Source organism: Sulfurimonas sp. (assembly GCF_028694605.1).
In the GTDB taxonomy this organism is placed as follows: Bacteria; Campylobacterota; Campylobacteria; order Campylobacterales; family Sulfurimonadaceae; genus Sulfurimonas.
Genome location: NZ_JAQVKP010000003.1, coordinates 106,495 through 126,451 on the forward strand (window position 1 = coordinate 106,495; position 19,957 = coordinate 126,451).

23 protein-coding genes are annotated in these 19,957 nt (G+C 40.3%); 9 read left to right on the forward strand and 14 right to left on the reverse strand.

Translation table 11 applies throughout. The features are described from left to right. Window positions 1-27: 27 nt before the first annotated feature. The 4 genes from PHY84_RS02980 to glyQ form a co-directional block, all read right to left on the reverse strand. Entirely contained in the window at window positions 28-2,265 is a 2,238-nt protein-coding gene (locus PHY84_RS02980; protein WP_299857584.1) for an AAA family ATPase, read from the reverse strand. Continuing rightward, window positions 2,262-2,921 carry a BglII/BstYI family type II restriction endonuclease gene (locus PHY84_RS02985; protein WP_299857586.1) on the reverse strand — a complete coding sequence of 220 codons (660 nt, stop codon included), beginning with the start codon at window positions 2,919-2,921 and terminating at the stop codon, window positions 2,262-2,264. The genes PHY84_RS02980 and PHY84_RS02985 overlap by 4 nt, the downstream gene beginning before the upstream one ends. A gap of 5 nt (window positions 2,922-2,926) precedes the next feature. Next, a complete protein-coding gene (gene dcm / locus PHY84_RS02990) occupies window positions 2,927-4,237 on the reverse strand; it encodes a DNA (cytosine-5-)-methyltransferase (RefSeq protein WP_299857588.1) in 1,311 nt (436 codons plus the stop codon). Window positions 4,238-4,318: 81 nt separating this feature from the next. After that, complete coding sequence (gene glyQ / locus PHY84_RS02995; RefSeq protein ID WP_299857590.1) at window positions 4,319-5,200, reverse strand: glycine--tRNA ligase subunit alpha; 882 nt, start codon at window positions 5,198-5,200, stop codon at window positions 4,319-4,321. Window positions 5,201-5,307: 107 nt separating this feature from the next. Here glyQ and PHY84_RS03000 point away from each other — a divergent pair, with 107 nt between their 5' ends. Continuing rightward, complete coding sequence (locus PHY84_RS03000; protein ID WP_299857592.1) at window positions 5,308-5,838, forward strand: carboxymuconolactone decarboxylase family protein; 531 nt, start codon at window positions 5,308-5,310, stop codon at window positions 5,836-5,838. A 1-nt stretch (window position 5,839) separates the two neighbouring features. Then, complete coding sequence (locus PHY84_RS03005) at window positions 5,840-6,286, forward strand: DsrE family protein (RefSeq protein ID WP_299857594.1); 447 nt, start codon at window positions 5,840-5,842, stop codon at window positions 6,284-6,286. Here PHY84_RS03005 and PHY84_RS03010 read toward each other — a convergent pair whose 3' ends face one another. The 5 genes from PHY84_RS03010 to PHY84_RS03030 are packed head-to-tail and all read right to left on the reverse strand — an operon-like array spanning window position 6,287 to window position 10,235. Beyond that, on the reverse strand, window positions 6,287-7,144 hold the full coding sequence (locus PHY84_RS03010; protein ID WP_299857596.1) for an ARMT1-like domain-containing protein: 858 nt from the start codon (window positions 7,142-7,144) through the stop codon (window positions 6,287-6,289). 14 nt (window positions 7,145-7,158) lie between these two features. Continuing rightward, window positions 7,159-7,632, reverse strand: a complete 474-nt coding sequence (locus tag PHY84_RS03015; protein ID WP_299857598.1) for a DUF3972 domain-containing protein — start codon at window positions 7,630-7,632, stop codon at window positions 7,159-7,161. Window positions 7,633-7,684: 52 nt separating this feature from the next. Next, the gene (gene purE / locus PHY84_RS03020) at window positions 7,685-8,179 is read right to left on the reverse strand and encodes a 5-(carboxyamino)imidazole ribonucleotide mutase (RefSeq protein ID WP_299857600.1); all 495 of its coding nucleotides are present in this window, start codon (window positions 8,177-8,179) and stop codon (window positions 7,685-7,687) included. Window positions 8,180-8,227: 48 nt separating this feature from the next. Next, window positions 8,228-9,520: a peptidase U32 family protein gene (locus PHY84_RS03025; RefSeq protein WP_299857602.1), complete on the reverse strand. Its 1,293-nt coding sequence runs from the start codon at window positions 9,518-9,520 to the stop codon at window positions 8,228-8,230. After that, a complete protein-coding gene (locus PHY84_RS03030; RefSeq protein WP_299857604.1) occupies window positions 9,507-10,235 on the reverse strand; it encodes a chemotaxis protein in 729 nt (242 codons plus the stop codon). Before PHY84_RS03030 ends, PHY84_RS03025 begins: the two co-directional genes overlap by 14 nt. 89 nt (window positions 10,236-10,324) lie before the next feature. Here PHY84_RS03030 and PHY84_RS03035 point away from each other — a divergent pair, with 89 nt between their 5' ends. From PHY84_RS03035 to PHY84_RS03065, 7 genes are all read left to right on the forward strand, one after another. Beyond that, on the forward strand, window positions 10,325-11,104 hold the full coding sequence (locus PHY84_RS03035; protein WP_299857606.1) for a histidinol-phosphatase: 780 nt from the start codon (window positions 10,325-10,327) through the stop codon (window positions 11,102-11,104). Window positions 11,105-11,180: 76 nt separating this feature from the next. Beyond that, window positions 11,181-11,501: a thioredoxin gene (gene trxA, locus PHY84_RS03040; RefSeq protein WP_299857608.1), complete on the forward strand. Its 321-nt coding sequence runs from the start codon at window positions 11,181-11,183 to the stop codon at window positions 11,499-11,501. 17 nt (window positions 11,502-11,518) lie between these two features. Continuing rightward, window positions 11,519-11,998 carry a hypothetical protein gene (locus PHY84_RS03045; protein WP_299857610.1) on the forward strand — a complete coding sequence of 160 codons (480 nt, stop codon included), beginning with the start codon at window positions 11,519-11,521 and terminating at the stop codon, window positions 11,996-11,998. Window positions 11,999-12,012: 14 nt separating this feature from the next. After that, on the forward strand, window positions 12,013-12,954 hold the full coding sequence (gene trxB, locus PHY84_RS03050; protein WP_299857668.1) for a thioredoxin-disulfide reductase: 942 nt from the start codon (window positions 12,013-12,015) through the stop codon (window positions 12,952-12,954). Between the two features lie 10 nt (window positions 12,955-12,964). Beyond that, on the forward strand, window positions 12,965-13,732 hold the full coding sequence (gene dapB / locus PHY84_RS03055) for a 4-hydroxy-tetrahydrodipicolinate reductase (RefSeq protein ID WP_299857612.1): 768 nt from the start codon (window positions 12,965-12,967) through the stop codon (window positions 13,730-13,732). Between the two features lie 62 nt (window positions 13,733-13,794). Then, the gene (purF, locus tag PHY84_RS03060; RefSeq protein ID WP_299857614.1) at window positions 13,795-15,150 is read left to right on the forward strand and encodes an amidophosphoribosyltransferase; all 1,356 of its coding nucleotides are present in this window, start codon (window positions 13,795-13,797) and stop codon (window positions 15,148-15,150) included. Then, the gene (locus PHY84_RS03065; RefSeq protein ID WP_299857616.1) at window positions 15,150-16,109 is read left to right on the forward strand and encodes a TIGR01212 family radical SAM protein; all 960 of its coding nucleotides are present in this window, start codon (window positions 15,150-15,152) and stop codon (window positions 16,107-16,109) included. Before purF ends, PHY84_RS03065 begins: the two co-directional genes overlap by 1 nt. A 7-nt stretch (window positions 16,110-16,116) precedes the next feature. Here PHY84_RS03065 and PHY84_RS03070 read toward each other — a convergent pair whose 3' ends face one another. From PHY84_RS03070 to PHY84_RS03090, 5 genes are read right to left on the reverse strand one after another with little or no spacing between them, the layout of a single operon-like run. Beyond that, window positions 16,117-16,677, reverse strand: a complete 561-nt coding sequence (locus PHY84_RS03070; protein WP_299857618.1) for a DUF2393 family protein — start codon at window positions 16,675-16,677, stop codon at window positions 16,117-16,119. Next, a complete protein-coding gene (locus PHY84_RS03075) occupies window positions 16,674-17,183 on the reverse strand; it encodes a DUF2393 domain-containing protein (protein WP_299857620.1) in 510 nt (169 codons plus the stop codon). Before PHY84_RS03075 ends, PHY84_RS03070 begins: the two co-directional genes overlap by 4 nt. A 6-nt stretch (window positions 17,184-17,189) precedes the next feature. Then, the gene (hisIE, locus tag PHY84_RS03080; protein WP_299857622.1) at window positions 17,190-17,870 is read right to left on the reverse strand and encodes a bifunctional phosphoribosyl-AMP cyclohydrolase/phosphoribosyl-ATP diphosphatase HisIE; all 681 of its coding nucleotides are present in this window, start codon (window positions 17,868-17,870) and stop codon (window positions 17,190-17,192) included. A gap of 4 nt (window positions 17,871-17,874) precedes the next feature. Next, window positions 17,875-18,972: a prohibitin family protein gene (locus PHY84_RS03085; RefSeq protein ID WP_299857670.1), complete on the reverse strand. Its 1,098-nt coding sequence runs from the start codon at window positions 18,970-18,972 to the stop codon at window positions 17,875-17,877. 36 nt (window positions 18,973-19,008) lie between these two features. After that, on the reverse strand, window positions 19,009-19,929 hold the full coding sequence (locus PHY84_RS03090; protein ID WP_299857672.1) for a branched-chain amino acid transaminase: 921 nt from the start codon (window positions 19,927-19,929) through the stop codon (window positions 19,009-19,011). Window positions 19,930-19,957 lie beyond the last annotated feature (28 nt).

Below are 19,957 nucleotides of genomic sequence, written 5' to 3' on the forward strand. Positions count from 1 at the left end.
TTTTAAAATTTTTTATGTTAAAATCGGTTATAGTTCTAAAAGCACCGTATCTCTTGCGGTCACTTCAAGTTTTCTGCATGCACTCTCAAAAGCCGTGCTCTCGCCGATGACTATACAGCGATGTTTTGCTCTTGTAACTGCTGTATAGATAAGCTTTGTGTTGTGCATGACAAAGTGTGAAAAGCTCATGGGAATAACGACGATATCATACTCCATCCCTTGGACTTTATGGATGGTTAGCGCGTAGGAGAGCATAAGATGGCTACGCAGCTCCTCATACTCATAAACAACTACGACATCCTCGTTCGGGTAAAAAACAAAAGCCTGTTCATCATCCTCTTCTATCTTAAAAAGAAGCCCGCTCATACCGTTAAATATACGTCTCTGTGCCGCATCTTCGCCGTTTTTGTACCCATCGCCGCTCCAAGAGGTCATATTTTCATTTTTGGTATGCACCACTTTATCCATCAGCCGAAACTCAACACCGCCCTTTTTTACACACTTTTTAGGGTTTGGATTAAAGTATTCCTGCAAAACTATGTTTAAGTTGGCTGCCCCCAAAGTGCCGCCTTTCATGGGGGTAATGACCTGAAAATAGTTTAGATACTCTTTTATAAGCTTGTTGTTTAGCCTGTATCTGGCTTTTTGAATCGACTCTATGACCTTGTGTGCAATCTCGGTAACTATCTGTACCGAATTCTCCTCTCTTAGCTCTTGAAGCTCTTTGTGGGAGAGTTGGTTTTTTATAGCATAATAGTTTTGCATGGAAATATCTATAAACTCAAAATCTTCATACTCTTTTTTATACTCCGGCACCGTGCCTTTTCGTATATCATTTGCGATGAGAGTTATAGCCTTATCTTCGCTCTGCCTGTAAATTTTTGTAAGTTTTACTATGGGTGCGAGCTGAAGCGTCAAAACATCGCTAAGAATATTTCCCGCACCGATTGGAGGAAGCTGCGCATCATCCCCGACAATTATCAAGACGGCATTTTTGCTGATTTTTGAAACCAGTCTTGCAAAAAGAGAAGAATTTATCATAGATGCTTCATCTATCAAAACAACGGAGTAAGGAAAATCGTCTCTATCTTCAAACTTAACCAACAGTGATTGGATAGTCGCACTCTCATAGCCCGTAGTATCGGCGATACGCTGTGAAGCTATACCGCTGAGTGCGCAGGTAATAATCTCTTTTTTATCATATTTCGTGTTTAAAAGGTTGAGAATAGTTCTTGATGTCGTGCTTTTTCCGGTTCCCGCATATCCGACCAAAAAGAGCAGTGATGCACCGTCATTTATCTTCTGCACCGCCTCTTTTTGCTGCTCGCCGAGTTGAAATTCATTCTCTTTTAAAAACTCATCGAGATTTTTTACAAATCCCCCGCTGTCTAACTTAGCTCTCCTCTTAAAATCATCATGCAAAAACTTCTCCGCATCATAAAGACGCGATGGTGAGAGACGGTTATTTTTCATCAAAACTATACTGCCCTCACTTACTCTCTCAATTAGAGTTGCCTCGTAAAGATGATTTTTATCACTAAAAGTGAGCAGTTCGTCAAGCTCACAAAAAAGTATCTCTTTTGCTACACAAGAGTTGCCCTGCGCTTCGCAATAGTTGATTAGTACATAGTCCATAGCCGAACTTATACGGTTTTCATCGTCTTTTTTTACTCCCATCTTAAGGGCTAGCTCATCGGCTCTCTTAAAACCTATGTGATTTATGGAAGTTAAAATGTAGGGATTATTTTTTATCTTCTCACACGGCTCTTCGACATCACGCATCGCCGTTGCAATGGTAGTTAAGAGTGCAGGAGTTACATCATAGGGACTCAAAAACTCTCCGATTTTACGCATAGAACGAAACTTTTTCCATGAAGCCTGTATCTTTTTTAGCCGCTTCTCTTTTATCCCGCTAAACTCAAGCAGTTTTTCTATGTCGTTATCCAAAATCTCAATAAGTTGTTCATTACCGAAATGTTCTATAAGCTCGGCTGTCAGCTTTTTGGTAAACCCTTTTATGATTTTATTGAGAAAGAAAAAAAGCTCATTTTGATTTACTTTTATATACTCAAACTTAAATGTCTTGCCATACTTTTTATGCTCTTCCCAATACCCTCTAAGCGTAACAGCACTATCTTTTAGATGTGAGACCGCGCTCTCAAAGTAAGAACCGCTAATTTTTTCACCGCTCTTTAGAACTGCTATAAAAAAAGCCTCTTCTTCAAAGAGGATTTTGTCGATTTGACCTATGAGGGTTTCGTTCATATAATGCTTTTTACTAAATCAACATGTCTTTTTTTATAATTATTTTTTGAGCCTTTAACAACTTCCATATCATTTGTTATCTTTGAAATATCAATTTCTTCAACATTTGAATCATCTAAACCAATAACCAAAATAGGAACTGTTATCGACAAATCCGCCGATGGTATTTCTCTAACAGTTTTTTCAAATGAAGCTACACCGCTATCAATTCTCTTGCTTAAATTATCGCATGGTAGGATTAGTATTGCAATATCAGCAAGTTTGTAGCTATATGATAATTGAAATTTAAAATAATTTCTATATGAACTTGCAATATTTCCCATCTCAACTTCGACTTGTAATGTTATATTTTCACGATTATCTTTTGATACTTTCTTCTTAAATGATTTTCTAAAATCACCTCTTAGTGAATCATCATTATTATCCGGTGTGACAAGTGGTTCTGACTCCCAGTTGCTGTTTTCAAATGCAATCTTAAAATAAGTATTTATTATCTGCTGAACAACATCAAGTTTTGGCTGTGATGCAGATTTGTTTTTATAAATCGGTAATGGACATTTGGAACATATATCCGTAATTTCTTTCAGGGCTTCTTTGCAGCATGGGTGCTCCAAAACCTCTTGAGAATATCTATATGAGAAAGTTTTTATATTCATTTTTCTTATACCTCTTCTAATAGTTGCTTTCCAAGTCTCTCAACAATCCCAACAACCAAAGCATTGCCCATCAAAAAAGCTCTTTTTGTATCACTTACACCTGTCGTATGATTATCGGGAAACATATTTAATCTCTCTAATTCAATAGGTGTTAGTCTTCTATATCTTCCATCAACACAAACGACATGCTTAAAACGCGAGGCACTCGCCCCACCTTCACCGGTTATAATCGTTCTGGATGGCTTTTTAAGGCAATCAGGAAAAGACATGCCACCTTCACTATAAAGATATTTGTGCCCTGTTGTTTTATTTACTCTCTCGATTGATTTTGCGTTTTTGTGATATTTCCATTTTTCAAGTTCTTCATCGCTTATATAAAACTCTTTTGGCACATCTTTTGCATCTTGTAAAAAATCACCAAGAGCACTAAAATCGCCTTGATGCTCAGCCTTACATGTAGCTGTATAAAACACTCCATCTATCATATACCCAGTCTCATAAAAACTATTTTTTTTTGGACTGTTTTTATTGAAATTATTTGTAATATCAACCAAATCATTTGTTAACTCAAAAGAGACAATATCTTCTTTATAAACCGTTTTAATAGGAAATGTTTTAGCAAAGATACCATCTTTATTGAGAATTTCTTGAGGCATTTTTTGTTTTAAATTTAGATGTAGATTTGTCCCATTTTTATAAGCCATAATAAAAATTCTTCGTCTTCTTTGCGGCATACCATAGTCACTTGCATTTATAACTCTCCATTCAACACCATAACCCAGAGAATTTAAAGACGATAATATAATTGCAAAATCTCTGCCTCTCTGAGAAGCAGGGGATTTTAAAAGTCTATCTACATTTTCAAGCATTAAATATTTAGGTGCTTTTTCTTTTTTTTGCTCTAAAATTCTGTAAATTTCCCACCAAAGAACACCTTTTTTTCCGATGATACCATGTGAATTTTTTAGAGTACTTGCAACAGAATAATCTTGACATGGGAACCCCCCTACAAGCAGGTCATGCTCAGGAATATCCGCTACATCAACTGTAGAAATATCTTCATTTGAGTGATTTTCATACCCAAACCTAGCGCAATATACATCAGAAGCATGTTGAGTTTTTGTAGAAGGCTCCCACTGGTTACTCCAAACTACTCTATAAAATTTGTTTTTTAAACCAGCTTTTTCTAAACCTAGTCTAAAACCACCAACTCCTGCAAACAGTTCAATAGTCCTAATGGATAATAATTGTGATATTTGCATATTAATATTTAACTCATCTTTGTAGTTGTATGTAAATAAATTTGGCAGTTTCATACTATTTCTCCTAAATGAAATTAGGTTTTATAGTAACTAAAAATATTTAATTTTATAAAAAATATGACAAATTGTCATATTTTACCCCTTAACCCTCTTGTTTCTCTCTTCCTCTTGAGCCTTATAAAGTTCTGCACACCCACGTGAAAGTTCACGGATTTTTAGTATATAGTTTTGTCTCTCCGTTTGGCTGATTGCTTTTCTAGCGTCTAGGACATTGAAAGTTCCGGCTGCCATCATACATAGGTCATAAGCAGGAAGAGGAAGACCTGCTTCTAGTGTTCTTAGGCACTCATCGCTTTTTGCGTTAAACTCGGCAAAGAGCATAGCTGTATCTGCTACTTCAAAGTTATATTTTGAAAACTCTATTTCTGCCTCTTTGTGAACATCGCGGTAAAGCGTTTTGCCGTGCTCATTTTCGCCCCAAACTATGTCAAAAACAGTGTCCACACCTTGCAGATACATCGCAAGTCGCTCCGTTCCGTAGGTTATCTCAACCGCGACTGGATTGCACTCTATGCCGCCTACTTGTTGAAAATATGTAAACTGTGTTACTTCCATGCCATTTAACCAAACTTCCCAGCCAAGTCCCCAAGCTCCGAGCGTCGGAGACTCCCAGTTATCTTCTACAAATCGGATATCATGGTTTTTTACATCAAGCCCAAGGTACTCCAACGACTTTAGGTAAAGTTCTTGAATGTTGTCAGGAGACGGTTTTATGAGGGCTTGAAACTGGTAGTAGCTCCCAAGACGGTTTGGATTCTCTCCGTATCTTCCGTCTGTGGGGCGGCGAGATGGTGCCACATAAGCAACCGACCATGGAGTTGAATCAAGTGAACGGAGAAACGTAGCAGGATGAAATGTTCCCGCCCCCGCAGGGATGTCGTATGGCTGAACGATGTTACACCCCTGATTCATCCAAAATTCTTGTAGTTTTAGTAACATTTGACTAAAAGTTATCATAAAATTGCCTCTTTAAAAAATTTCACAATTATATCAAAGCAAAACTTTATCCTCTCAAGCAAAAATAAGAATCAAACTCTATAATACAAAAAAACTAAAGGAAATATATGGCACATATAAAACTACCGACATTTGAAGAGATGGCTCCTGCGATTCAAGAAAAGGCACGTCCGATTTTAGAAAAAACCGGAACACTAGGCGAAATTTTTAAACTTATGGCCGTAGATGAAAAAATCTATTTTGCAACCGATACAATGGTGCAAAAGTATTTACTTGACGAAACAACGCTCTCATACGACATAAAAGAGGCTATTGCACTTTTGGTCTCAAAAGAAAACGGATGCAAAATGTGCGTAGATGTTCACAAAAGCATAGCTAAAATGCTTGGGCTATCAGATGAAAAAATAGAAAATATCTTACAAGGCGTAGATGCCATGAATGTAGATGCCAAAGAGAAAGCACTGCTAAACTTCTGTTTAAGAGCTGCGCAAAAAGACAACTATAAAATACTAAAAGAAGATATTGATGCCATTAAAGCGTTAGGATACAGCGATGTGCAGGTTTTAGAAGCAGTGGCTATCACAGGCTACTTCAACTACATTAACACACTCTCAAACGTTTTTGGACTTGGACAGTAGCATGAAGCGCTTTTTTCTGCTCTTTATGGCACTCATCACTTCTACCCTAGCCCAAGAGTACAAAGCAGTTTTTAACTGTAACGCAAAGGACATCTCCTACATCGCAAGCCGTATGGTGCTTGTGGAAAGAACTATAGATATGATTGAGCAAAAGGGTGATAGCGCGAAATTTGCCATGACCATCCATGGCGGTTGCGCTCCGATAGTCTCAAAAAATTATGACGAAATATATGTGGATGAAAACAGTCTCAAATCGGCAGAGCTATCTCATAAACAGCTTCAAAAACTGGCAAAAAGAGGGGTGGAGATTACTGTTTGCGCTATGAGCCTTAACGCCAACACGATTCCAAAAGAAGATGTGCTCTCATCCGTCAAAATATCTCCAAACAGCTTTTTAGAGACTATCTCTTACCAAAACAACGGCTACGCGCTGATGGTGTTTGAATAACTAGACTATTTTGCAAACGATATCGCCGACCTCTTTTTTTAAAGAGGCGGCGACAACCCCGCATTTTACTTTGAGTAAAAAACAGATGCCGCTTCTGTGAGACGGGCTCATGCACTCATAGTTGCCCATCCCTTTGCTTATAACCAAATCTGCTTTATCAAAAATCTCTTTTGCGTAGGCGTTTGCTCTATTGTAGGTAAAACCGGGAGTATTTACACCGCTGTCAACTACTTCGCAAATCTTATCGAAACCCGCTTCCGTTGCCTCTTTGAGCGTGACATCGTTTATGATTGGATTGCCTCTTACCATGTAGAAGTATTGTGCATCGGGAGAAAATTCCCTTGCCGTTTCTAAAAAAATATAGTCAAAAATATGTTCTCCCACATTGTCGCCGATAACCAAAACGCTCTTTGCGACAGAAAGTTTCTCCTTTAGCAGAGCAAAATCGTCATGGGCAAACTCGGTATAAAATATCTTGTCAAGCTCCTCTTGCAGATCAAACTCCACCTCTGCTGCCAAATCTATAACATTTCCCGCAACCGCAATTTTTGTGGCAGTCAAGAGTTTGTCCGCAGAGTTTGAGAGTTCTTTTTTAAGTAGCGGCACAAAAGAGAGAGCTTTTTTTGTAGAAAGCTCTTTTACTTCGTCATAAAGGTCTGTTTTATGTGCGATACGTGCCATCTCTTCATAAACATAAGAGGCGATTTCAGGCGGAGCATCATTGTAAGAAAATGTTTCACTCATCTTCGTGACGGCAGAGGTTAACTCCCAAGAGAGCAACTCAGAAGCATGAATGGCATTTGCTACCTTAACACTCTGATTTATAATACAGCTGACACAAGCTTCGTCAATCGTCATACTATAAATATCTGCTATTTATCAGTATGTTCATCTATGGCTTTGTTCCACATCAGTTTATATTTTCTTCTCATAAACTCTACCTCTTGTTGTGAGAGTTTTAGCTGCTCTTGAAGCGTGTGGATGGTTTTTCTATCTTCATCATAAAGTTCCTGCAAAGAGGCAAGAGCCTCTCTTAAGAACTCATTTTCAACGCGTACCGCTTTAAGTGTCTCATCCTTTGCATCAAGCACTTTCTCATGAAGATTAATGATAGTGCCTATGGTTTTTTCCACAAAATGGGGCTGCACCAACATCTCTTTCGTGTTATGCGCAGAGAGTTCTCTAAGTTGGGCAGGAACGACTTCTCTGGTTCCTTTGGATGGGTCAATATACCTTACACCGTCTTCTACTTTTAGAGTAAGTTTTCCTCTGTCTGCCAAATCGTCAATAGCAGATATATCCAGTCCGGTTAGTTCCATATACTCTTCATCACTCATCCACTTCATGCGCCAGCCTCTTTGTTTGATTATCTAATATTAGTTTCTGCTTAACCAACGTTTATAGTATTGTCTCTATCTCCATTGAGTCCATCTCAACTTTTTTCGCCTTGGCGATACGGTCTTCTTTAAGCTTCACAGCCAGTTCTTCATTCTCAAGAGCCAGTATCTGCATAGCCAAATACGCCGAGTTAATCGCCCCTGCTTTTCCTATGGCTACCGTAGCAACAGGCATTCCTGCGGGCATTTGAACGGTTGATAAAAGAGCATCTATCCCACTTAAAGCCGAAGCACTCATAGGCACGCCGATAATAGGTTTTACCGTTTTAGAAGATAAAACACCTGCCAAGTGAGCAGCCATACCGGCAGCCGCGATGAAAACCTGTGCACCTTTTTTCTCTGCTTTTACAATATACTCTTTTGTTCTCTCAGGTGAACGATGCGCCGAAGAGATAATCATTTCATACTGAACGCCAAACGCCTCTAGCGTATCTGAACAAGATTTCATAATCTCATAATCACTTCTGCTTCCTATTACAATCGAAACAAATTTCATCTCTTCTTCCTTTTTTTTGATGGGCGATTATAGCATAGCTTGTTAAATTTAGGCTTTTGGATACGTTCCCATATCCGGATGCGAAGGAATCCTCAAAAAGGTGTACGGCGGGAGTTTTGTTGGAAGTTTTATAGGGTTTAAATTGCCGCTATGTACCTCATCCCAAATCTTCTTGTTTTGTGCTACCAACTGCTTTAATTTCAGATAGGTTCTACCGTCTCTCTCATAGGTTGTGCCTATCTCGTTATCTACAATCTCTATGCGTGAGCCAAGCGGAGCGACGATTTCAAGTTCATCATTGGGCAGGGTTTTATATTTACATAAAAAATACTCCCCGTTTTCTTCAACCTGACCGCTTACCTGATGCGTTCCAAGCTGCATCGTAAAGTCAAGGCTTTGAGTATCATGTTTCTCAAAAGGTCTTGAGATAAGATAAGCATCCGTATAACCGCGATTTTGCAAAGAATTTAGTTCATACTGATACTTCTCTACATCGTTTACGCCGTTGTAGTAGTCATCTATCGCCATCCTATAAGCTTTTGCCGTAACTGCGGCGTAGTAAGCTGTTTTCGTACGACCTTCAACTTTGATAGAATCAACGGCACCCGTCTCTAAAATCTCTTTTATATGCGAAGCGAGATTGAGATCCTTTGAGTTCATGATGTAGGTTCCTATGCCTTCATCTTCTTCAAGCCTAAAAAGCGTTCCCGTCTCTGGGTTTGCGGCATACATCTCATACGGAAAACGGCAATCATTTGCACAGCTTCCGCGATTTGGCACACGCCCGCTTTGAAGTGTCGAGATAAGGCAGCGCCCGCTGTAGGCAAAACACATAGACCCATGCACAAAAACCTCAAGCTCCAACTCCGGAAGCTCTTTTTTTATCTCCACCAAATCACGAAGCGAAATCTCTCTCGCGGTAATGATACGGGTAGCCCCCATATCCGCATATACTTTTGCATCCAAAACATTCATAACATTTGCTTGCGTTGAGAGGTGAAGCGGCATATCGGGTACTAACTCATGGCAAAGTTTAAGCACACCTGGGGTTGCCACAATGAAAGCATCCGGTTTTAGCTCCGCCATTTTTAATATATGTTTTTTCAAAAGATTTAGCTGAGAGTTAAAAGGAAATCCATTGATAGTTGCATACACTTTTTTGCCTCTGGCATGTGCATACGCAATCCCCTCTTCAAACTCCTCAAAACTGAACTCTTTTCCTGAACGAATACGCAAAGAAAAGTGGCTCACTCCGCCATATACCGCATCTGCACCAAAATCTATAGCAATCTTTAACTTCTCAAGCGTCCCCGCCGGAGATAACAACTCAACCTTTTGCATTGCTTGAAAACTGTGCCAAAAGTGCTTCTATATCTTCATTGGACGCAAGCTCATTGTGCGTATCGCCGACGATATGTTGCGCTGAAGAAACTCTCTTTTCATCAGCGATTCTTCCTTCAAAAAGAGAGTTCATATAGTTGGAAAGTGCGCGCATAACATTTATAACACGCTCAATCTTTTGTCTATGGATATCTTGATACTGCATAATATCCATAACGCTCATGATTGACTCACCGCTTGATTGCAGCGTTTGCAAAGTTTGGTTTGCCTCATCCAAAGCAGTGCTGTTTTTCTCTAGCTGTACTCCAAAAGCTGCAACGTCAGGAAATTTTTTACTAAGCGTTGCAAAGAGAGTGATGTTGCTCTCAAGTGCTTCTATCACATTGCCAAGGGAGCCTTCGCCCTCCATCAGCTGGTTTGAAACGCCATCGATGATATCAAAAATCTCACTTGCTTTCTCTTCGCTCTCTCTCGTGACATCATCAAGCTGATGCACCATTTTGTTTTCATCTGTTGCAGGCATTGGCCAATGGTGTGCTGTTTCTTTACTATACCCCACAGGTGCATCAGGAATTTTTTTTGCAGCCGCCTCTTCTTCAAATGCTTCGCTCTGCTCATCCAAAACTTCTTCCTCTAAAGGTGCCTCCTCCCCATCCTGAACATCCATATCATCAAATCCGCCGCTCATTAAAGCATCAAGCTCTTCCTGCGTCATAATCAATTCTCCATTCTTTTAAAAATCAGATAAATTTATTTTTTGTCACTATAATATCATAAAAATAGATAAAACTTGGAATAAACCAGATGATAGCAGACCTACACAACCACACAAAACTTTGCAATCATGCAGAGGGTGAAATCTCTGAGTACATCGAACAAGCCATCAAATGCGGCATTCGCTATTTTGGCTTTTCAGAACACGCACCGATGAATTTTGATGAACAGTATCGCATCGGTTTTCACCAGATGCAGGAGTATGAACAGAGCATTCTTGAGGCGAAAAAAAAGTACGAAAAAGAGATAGAGATTTTCTTAGGATACGAAGTTGATTTTCTCAAAGGATACATGGACGAGAGGGTTTTAAACGCAAACGTTGACTATCTTATCGGCTCCGTGCATTTTATAGAGGAGTGGGGATTTGACAACCCAGAATTTATAGGAAGCTACCAAAACCAAGATATAGATGAGATTTGGCAAAAATATTTTGATGCTATAGAAGAGATGGCAAAAAGCAGACTTTTTGATATCGTAGGACACTTAGACCTAATCAAGATTTTCAAATACATGCCCAAAAAAGAGATAAACGAAATAGCCAAAAATGCGCTTCTTGCCATTAAAGAAGCAGATATGAGCGTTGAAATAAATGTAGCAGGTTTTAGAAAACCAATCGGCGAAGCCTATCCGTCTTTTTCGCTGCTTCAAGAGATTAAAAAACTAGATATCCCCATTACTTTTGCCTCTGATGCGCATAAACCCGAACAAGTCGGACTCTACTCCAAAGAGATAACAAAAATGGCAAAACAGCTAGGCTTTAGCCAATGCGCTATCTATAGAGGCAGAAAAATAGAGTTTGTAAATTTCTAGCTACTTTCCCAAACAAAGCAACTTTAAAGAGTTAGGTTTGTATAATGCACAGACTTAAACCAAAAAGGAAATTACGATGGGAAAATATATAGAGTTAACTAACGCAGATTTTGAAGCAACTTTAAAAGAGGGTGTTTCTTTAGTAGATTTTTGGGCACCGTGGTGTGGACCTTGTCGTATGATAGCTCCTGTAATCGAAGAGCTGGCAAATGACTACGATGGCAAAGCAAAAATCTGTAAAGTAAACACAGATGAAGAGCAAGAAATCGCAGTAAAATTTGGCATCCGCTCTATCCCTACTATCATGTTCTTTAAAGACGGAAGAATGGTAGATCAAATTGTCGGGGCACAGTCAAAAGCTGCTCTTGCACAAAAAATCGACGCGCTTTTAGCGTAATAATAAAGAGTGATGCGGTGAGTCCAAGAGGCAAAAGTCTCTTTTCACTCTCCACTCTTCTAGCCTCTTTCTTTGGCGCAGCGATGGTTGCTGCTGCATTTGCTTATTTCAACTACAAATTTTCAGAGTACAAATTTATAGACTTTAAAGAGTTTGTTTTTTATGAACAAAGAGATATTTTTATACCAAACGAAGACGTCTATATTGTTGTTTTTTACTCTTCCAAAGAGAGAGAAGTTCCAAAACTCCTCTCCCAGACAAAACTAAATCACAAAATCATAGCCATCGACTACTACAACGAAGCGTTTGAAAATACGCAAAATACAATCTTTTTAAGATCTGGAACCAAGACATCTCTTGGCTTTATCCAACGCTTTAACATCTACGAATCCCCATCTATTTTTCTTATCAAAAAAACGAAAGAGCAGATTTATAAACAAGATAGTATGATACGCAAACTCGATAATTTGAATGAGTTATCTGCTATAGATTTGTAAGAGGAAATATTATGATACTTGATTGCGCAATTATCGGCGGAGGACCTGCGGGACTGACTGCCGGACTTTATGCGACACGTGGGGGACTTGGCAATGTTGTTATGTTTGAAAAAGGTATGCCCGGCGGGCAGATAACACAAAGCTCGGAGATAGAGAACTATCCTGGGGTTACGGGTGAGATTAGCGGAATGGATTTGATGATACCATGGCCCGCACAGTGCCAAAAATTTGGACTAAAGCATGACATGATTACCGTAACGCGCATAAGCAAAGAGGGCGATATCTTCAAAATACATAAAGAAGACGGCACCCTAAGCGAGGCACACAGCGTTATCGTTTGCACAGGCTCTTCTCCTAGACGTGCAGGTTTTGCGGGCGAAGATGAGCTTTTTGGAAGAGGCGTAAGTACGTGCGCCACATGTGACGGATTTTTTTACAAGGGCAAAGAAGTTGCGGTTGTAGGCGGCGGCGACACTGCGCTTGAAGAGGCTCTCTATCTTGCAAAACTCTGCTCAAAAGTCTATCTCATCCATAGACGAGACACATTTCGTGCCGCTCCAAATACGGTAGAGCGTGTGAAAAAAACACAAAATATCGAAATTATCCTAAACTCAAAACCAAAAGAGGTTTACGGCGACAACATGGGTGTTGCGGGAATTCTTGTGGAAGATAGTAAAGGCGGGATTCGTGACATCAAAGTCCCGGGGGTCTTTACATTTGTCGGGAATGACATAAACAACCAAACACTCATCCAAGAGGATGGAAGCTTTTTGTGCGAGATGAACAAAAACGGAGAGGTCGTTGTTGACATCAGCATGAAAACTTCCGTAAAAGGTCTTTTTGCGGCAGGGGATATGCGTATTGCTGCTCCAAAACAAGTTGTTTGTGCGGCGGGTGACGGTGCAGTTGCTGCACTTCAAGCTATCGCTTATGTTGATGAATTGTTAAATCATTGAAGGGGAAAATATGATAAAAGTTGGTGTTTTTGGAGCGAATGGCAGAGTTGGAAAACTTCTTTTGGATGATCTCAAAACAACAGAAGGTATAAGTCTTAGTACGGTTTATGTAAGAAACAGTCTTGATTTTTCTATCGACCCTTCTGTTTTGGTTACTACAGACATAAAGTCATTTCTTCACGCGTGTGATATCGTAATTGACTTCTCACTCCCTGAAGCAACCGAGGTCATGCTTGAAGCAGTTCTTGATACTCCAAAACCTCTAGTTATTGGCACAACAGGGCTAAATGCGCATCAGCTCAATCTCTTAAAACAGGCAAGTGAAAATATGCCGATTCTTTATGCTACAAATATGTCTTTGGGTGTAGCACTTCTTAACAAACTTGTCCATCAAGCAGCAGCGGCACTTGAAGGGTTTGATATAGAGATAGTTGAGATGCATCACCGTCATAAAAAAGATGCTCCTAGCGGTACGGCACTCACACTTGGCGAATCAGCTGCCGCCGGCAGGGGATTGTCACTTGATAAAGTGCGCATAAGCGGACGTGATGGCAACATCGGCGAAAGAAGTGCGGATGAGATTGCCGTAATGGCACTTCGGGGCGGAGACATAGTCGGACGCCACACTGTAGGTTTTTACAATAACGGCGAGTTTGTAGAGCTTAACCACACTGCAACTTCAAGAAACACCTTTAGCAAGGGTGCCATCAGAGCCGCATCTTGGCTTGTGAACAAAGATGCCGGTTTATACTCCATCGGTGATTGTTTAGGAATTTAACCAAAGTCAGATTTTAATTTGGTTTGAGTATAATTCGACCAATTATTCTCAAGGAGAAAAAAGTGCGAGAAGATGTGAATGAAAAGTGCGCCGTTGTAGGGATTTATGGAAACAAAGAGGCTTCTAAGCTTGCCTATTTTTCTCTTCACGCACTACAGCATCGTGGTCAAGAAGCGGCAGGAATCAGCTCTTCAAACGGAACAAAACTCCAAACTATCAAAAAACGCGGTTTGGTTATGCGTGTTTTTGATGAGAAAAAACTCGAAACACTAAGAGGCTCAAGCGCTATCGGGCATACTCGCTACTCCACGGCGGGGGATGACTCCATCCTTGATGCACAACCTGTTTTTGCAAGATATGACTTAGGTGAGATGGCGATTGTTCATAACGGAAACCTCACAAATGCAGAAGAGATTAGAAACAAACTAATCGACAAAGGTGCGATTTTTCAAACTTTTATGGATACGGAAAACCTTATCCATCTTATAGCAAAGAGCGAACAGAGAAAACTTCTTGACAGGATCATTGATGCTGTCGGTAAAATTGAGGGTGCTTTCTCGCTTGTGTTTTTGAGCAGAACAAAGATGTTTGCTATGCGAGACCGTCATGGTTTTCGCCCTCTAAGCCTCGGCAAACTTCCAAGCGGCGGTTATATTGTTGCTAGTGAAACATGTGCATTTGACCTTGTAGGAGCAACGTTTATACGAGATGTCAAGCCGGGTGAGCTTCTTATTTTTGATGAAGAGAAAGAGCCTGAGAGTATCCAAGTTTTTGAACCGACTCCAAAACACTGTATTTTTGAATATGTCTATTTTGCACGTCCCGACTCAAGAGTTTTTGGACAAAGTGTTTATCAGACAAGAAAAAAGATGGGAATGGAGCTCGCACGCATCAAGCCGGTTGAAGCAGACATAGTTATCCCTGTGCCAGATGGCGGCGTACCTGCAGCTATCGGATATGCGCAAGAGAGCGGCATTCCTTATGAGATGGGAATTATGCGTAACCACTATATCGGGCGTACTTTCATCGAACCGACACAAGAGATGCGAGACCTAAAAGTAAAAATGAAGCTCTCCCCGATGATTGATGTTATCAAAGGTAAAAAAGTTATCGTTGTAGATGACTCAATCGTGCGTGGCACAACATCTAAGAGAATCGTTAGAATGCTTAAAGAGGCAGGAGCAAAAGAGGTTCACATGAGGGTCTCTTCTCCGCCGACAACCGACCCATGTTTTTACGGTGTCGATACGCCAAACAAAGATAAGCTCATCGCAGCAAATATGAGCCAAGACGATATCTGCAAGTTTATAGAGGCTGATTCGCTCGCTTACCTTGATGAGGCATCACTTCTTAGAAGCGTAAACACTACGGAAGAAAACTACTGTACTGCTTGTTTTACAGGAAAATACATAGTTTAATGGAGCAAATCTACACCTTTGGCAGCTACTTAAAAGATAAGTTTGGTTGCAAAGTCTATAAAGTGGGCATCAATATCTCAGGTTTTACCTGCCCAAATATAGACGGAACAGTTGCTAAAGGCGGATGCACATTTTGCGAAAACGACTCTTTTAGCGCAAGCACAAATCAAGTGCAAGAGCTAAAAGGGTTTCACCTCAACCTAACTTCCAAAACAAATCCAAATCTTGAAAAACAGCTTCTACAACTTGAGATACAGTTTCAAGCCATCAGCAAAAGACAGCGAGATGAGTATGGAGCAAAAAAGTTTATCGTCTATTTTCAATCTTTTACCAACACCTACGCCCCCTTTGAGACACTCAAAGCGCTCTATGAAAGAGCTCTCTCGTTTGACGATGTGGTCGGGCTTAGTATCGGTACACGCTCTGATAGTATCACAAAACAGACTTTAGAGTATCTCTCAGAACTTGCAAAAACAAAAGAGATATGGATAGAGTTTGGCATCCAGTCTGTCTATGACACAACACTTCAGAAGATAAACCGTGGACACGACAGTGCAAATGTAAAAGAATGGATTTTAAGAGCGAAACAAAGCGGTTTAAATGTCTGCGGGCATCTTATCTTTGGTCTTCCCGATGAGACACAAGAGATGATGCTTCATACTGCCAAGGAGGCATATGCGTGGGGAGTTGATTCTGTAAAATATCACCCTCTTTATGTTGTAAAAAAGACTGCTTTGGCAAATGATTTTATAAGAGGAGAATTTACTCCTATAAGCGAAGAACAATATCTTGATACACTTGCAAAGGCGATAATTATGAAACCAAAAAGTGTGAGCGTGCAAAGGGTAACCGCAGGTATCAACGACAGTTCGCTTTTAGCCCCTCAGTGGTGCCGCGATAAAAACAGCCAGATAAAAGGTATAAATGCGGTATTAAAACCATTAGGGCTTAAGTATTAAGGACACCTTAATGTGCATACACTTTTGCAAAGTGTAAAACGCTCTTAAAATAGGGAGGATAGTCAAAATAGACTATAAACTGCTCTGACTGCCCAGGTTTAAGATTTTTTGCTACTACAAATTTATGCGTGACTTGCTGCGGTTTGTTATCTTTTTTAGAACTGCCCTCTGATGTCAAACCAAAAAAACTCATAAACCCTGTCGGGCTATAGAGTGAACCTGCTTTGATATTATCCGCAGACAGCCCTTGATTTACAAGTTTTATCTCAAATGTAACTTCACCTATCTCATAATCTCCTTCATTTTTAACAACACCGCTAAAACTAATCTGCTCAGTGTTTAAATTTCTTTTATTCTCAAGCCTATAAAGCTTTGCCTCTTTGGTATATTTGTCAACAACTGCTATTGAAAGTCCCGACATTACAACAGTCACAAGAACAATAGAAAAAAGGATAGAAAAGAGCATGTTGCGCTTCTCTTGTTTCAGCGCTAACACTACCCCCCCCACAAAGACAAGAAACCCGATGCCAAATGCTATATAGTGCCAGACATTAAAAAGTGTAATCATCTGCAATCTGCCCCCAATGTTACATTATAATCTCCGCCATAGGTAAAAGGGTCTATAATTATCTTTATCTCCCGCTCTTCACCTATATGGATATTCTCTTCAACTATCGACATTTTGGCGATAGGTTTTAATTTTCTAACATAATCTTTAAGTGCATTACCGCTCACACTATAGGCTGTTGCGCTCACCTTACAGCTTTTAAAATCTTTGCTTGAGAGGTTTTTAACCGTTCCGTAAACAACTGCTGCTTGCGTAAAGGAGAGTTTTTTTTGACTGAGGAGTGTTGTTTCATTTTTAAAGAGGTAGTCATGCATCGCCATATAGCCAAAAGTCGCACCGCCCAGAAGCAGAGAAAAAGCAAAAAAGATAAAAAAGAGAGCAAGACCAAGTTTGTGACGAAAAACAATACCTAAAATGATAAAAAGAAGAAAAAGAGTGAGCAAACTTCCAAAAAGAATGTAATCATAAATGATAAGATTTTTGATAAATTCGCTCACCGTCTGCATAGCTACTTAAGCATCTCTTGCGTTTTTCTCAGCGATTCCGCTCATGCCAAATCTACGGGCAAGCTCTTGTTTGACTCTATCCGGAGAGATATTTTTTGCGGCAAGTGCTACAAGAACGTGATAAGTCAAGTCCGCTGCTTCGTAGATAATCTCCTGCGCATCATTATCTTTACACGCAAAACTAAATTCACCTGCCTCTTCTACAACTTTTTTCAAAATCGTATTGTCGCCTTTAGAGAGAAGTTTTGCAGTCCATGAAGTAGTCGGGTCGGCATTTTTGCGCTCTTGTATGGTGTGGTAGAGTGTGTCGATGACGCCATAAAGTGCTTCACTGCTAATCTGAACTTCACTCTCTATCGCTCCGCTCTCAAGCTCCGTAAAAAAACAAGACGGTCGTCCGGTGTGACATGCAACGCCATGCTGTGTAACTTTGATAAGAAGAGTGTCGCTATCGCAATCTATGTTAAAAGAGTGAATTTCTTGGATGTGTCCGCTGCTCTCGCCCTTTTTCCAGATGCGCTGTTTAGAACGGGAGAAGTAGTGTGCCATTCTGGTCTTAAGAGACAGCTCAAGTGCCTCTTTATCCATATATGCCATCATCAACACTTCGTTGCTTGTCACATCCTGAACGATAACCGGCAAAAGCTCTATCTTTTGCCAGTCTATCTTTTTTAGAATCTCTTGCATAACTCTACTCGGCTACGGAAGTAGTTTTTTGTTTCGCATCTTTCATATCCACCCAGATATTTGGCGTTGAACCGCCGGGTGTTAGGAAAATTTTCGCATCTTTGTTTTCTCTGAGTGCTTCGTTAAATTTGCCTTGGATTTGAATCTGCTCCAGCTTTAAAAGATCTGAGGTTAAAGATTTTGAGATAAGGTTATTTGCTTTTGCTCTTGCTTCTGCTTCGATAGTTACGGCATCTGCCAAACCTTGCGCCTCAATCCTTGCTTTTTCGGCGATACCTCTTGATTCTGCTGCACGTCTGAGTGCTTCTTGTTCTGCTCGCTGAACATCTTGTTCCGCTTTTTGAACTTGTTGTTTTGCAATTTGGACATTTTCTATCTGCTCTTTTACTTTTGGAGGAAGCACAATCTCTCTAAGCTGGATAGACTGCAAATCAGCCGGCGCATTTTCTAAACTTGCAACGCTTTCTCTGATACCTGTCTCTATCTCTGTTGCTATCGTATTTCTCATCTGAGGAAGATTTTCTGCATCATACTTTCCGACGATATTGCGAACGATATCTCTTGCAACAGGATTGATAATTTTATCTTCCCAGCTAAATCCCCAGTTAGAGATAGTTTGCGCTGCATACTGTGCGTTTAATCTATACTGAACAGTAAGCTCAATGGCAACCGGAAGTCCGCGCTTGTCAAGAACGGTGATAGCAGGTTTTGCGTTGATACCAGAAGCCACACTGCCCCCGCCTGCCTCTATGCTTGAAGCATAGTTGATAATACGTACTTTTGTATCAACGATATAGACTTTTTGAATCACAGGCAAAATAAAATGAAGCCCCGGCAAAAGTGCCTGATCGGAGTACTTTCCGTTTGTACTTAAAATACCTCGCTCACCCTCTTCAATGATAGTAAAAGGTTTTGCCAAAACAAGCACTAACACGATAGCGATAAGAAAATAGGTAATTCCTGCTTTTGAGCCACCGAAATTAAAATCTATCTTTGGCATCTGAGGTGTGTTTCCTCCACCGCCTCCGCCGCTAGACTTTTTCTCGAAACCTTCACTCTGGCTCTTCTTTTTGTTAAAATAGTCATTCATATCTGAAGCCATTGTTATGTTTTCCTTCATTTTTATTTCCTCGGTTTTTTAGTTGATGTAACTTAAATAGTGCTCGTACTTTTTATCTCTGCCAAAAACTACATCAAAATATTTGCTCTGTAGTTTCTCTGTCATCTCGCCGCGCGCTCCGCATCCTATATCTCTGCCGTCCACATGGCGCACAGGAGTGATTTCTGCCGCTGTTCCCGTCAAAAACGCCTCATCGGCGATATAAACCTCTTCTCTGCTTATGCGGCGGCGCTCCACTTGGATGCCCATGTCGGTTGCAAGTTCGATTACTGTTTTTTGCGTGATAGATTCAAGCGAGTTATCGTTTGGCGGAGTGATAAGCACGCCGTTTTTAACCATAAAAAAGCTTGCACCCGAAGCTTCTGCGACATAACCCTGATCGTCAAGCAAAAGTGCCTCTTCATAGCCACAATCAATCGCCTCATACTTCGCCATTTGAGAGTTTAGGTAGTTTGCAGTCGCTTTTGCTTTGCCCATATTTGATGTGTTTGCGGGTCTTGTCATAGAGACGATTTTGAGTTTAATCCCTTTTTTCATACCCTCTTCGCCAAGGTAAGCACCCCACTCCCACGCAGACATAACCGTCTCAACAGGTGCATTTTTGTGATAAACTCCCATAACGCCGTAACCCAAAAATGCAAATGGACGGATGTAAACATTGTCACCCGTAAACTCATTTCTTCTTAGAAGCTCTAACTGCGCCTCATTCATCTCTTCAACGCTGTAAGGGATGTTGAGGAGCGTCATCTTTGCAGACTCTTTAAGTCTTTTTGTGTGGTCATTGAGACGAAAAATAGCATACCCTTTTTCGGTTTTATATGCTTTTGTACCCTCAATAACGCCGTTTCCATAATGAATAGTATGTGAGAGAACATGCACCTTTGCATCATCCCAAGCCACAAACTTTCCATTCATCCAAATATACTTCGCTGCATCCATCTGCTTCTCCAATAATTCCGACATAAAA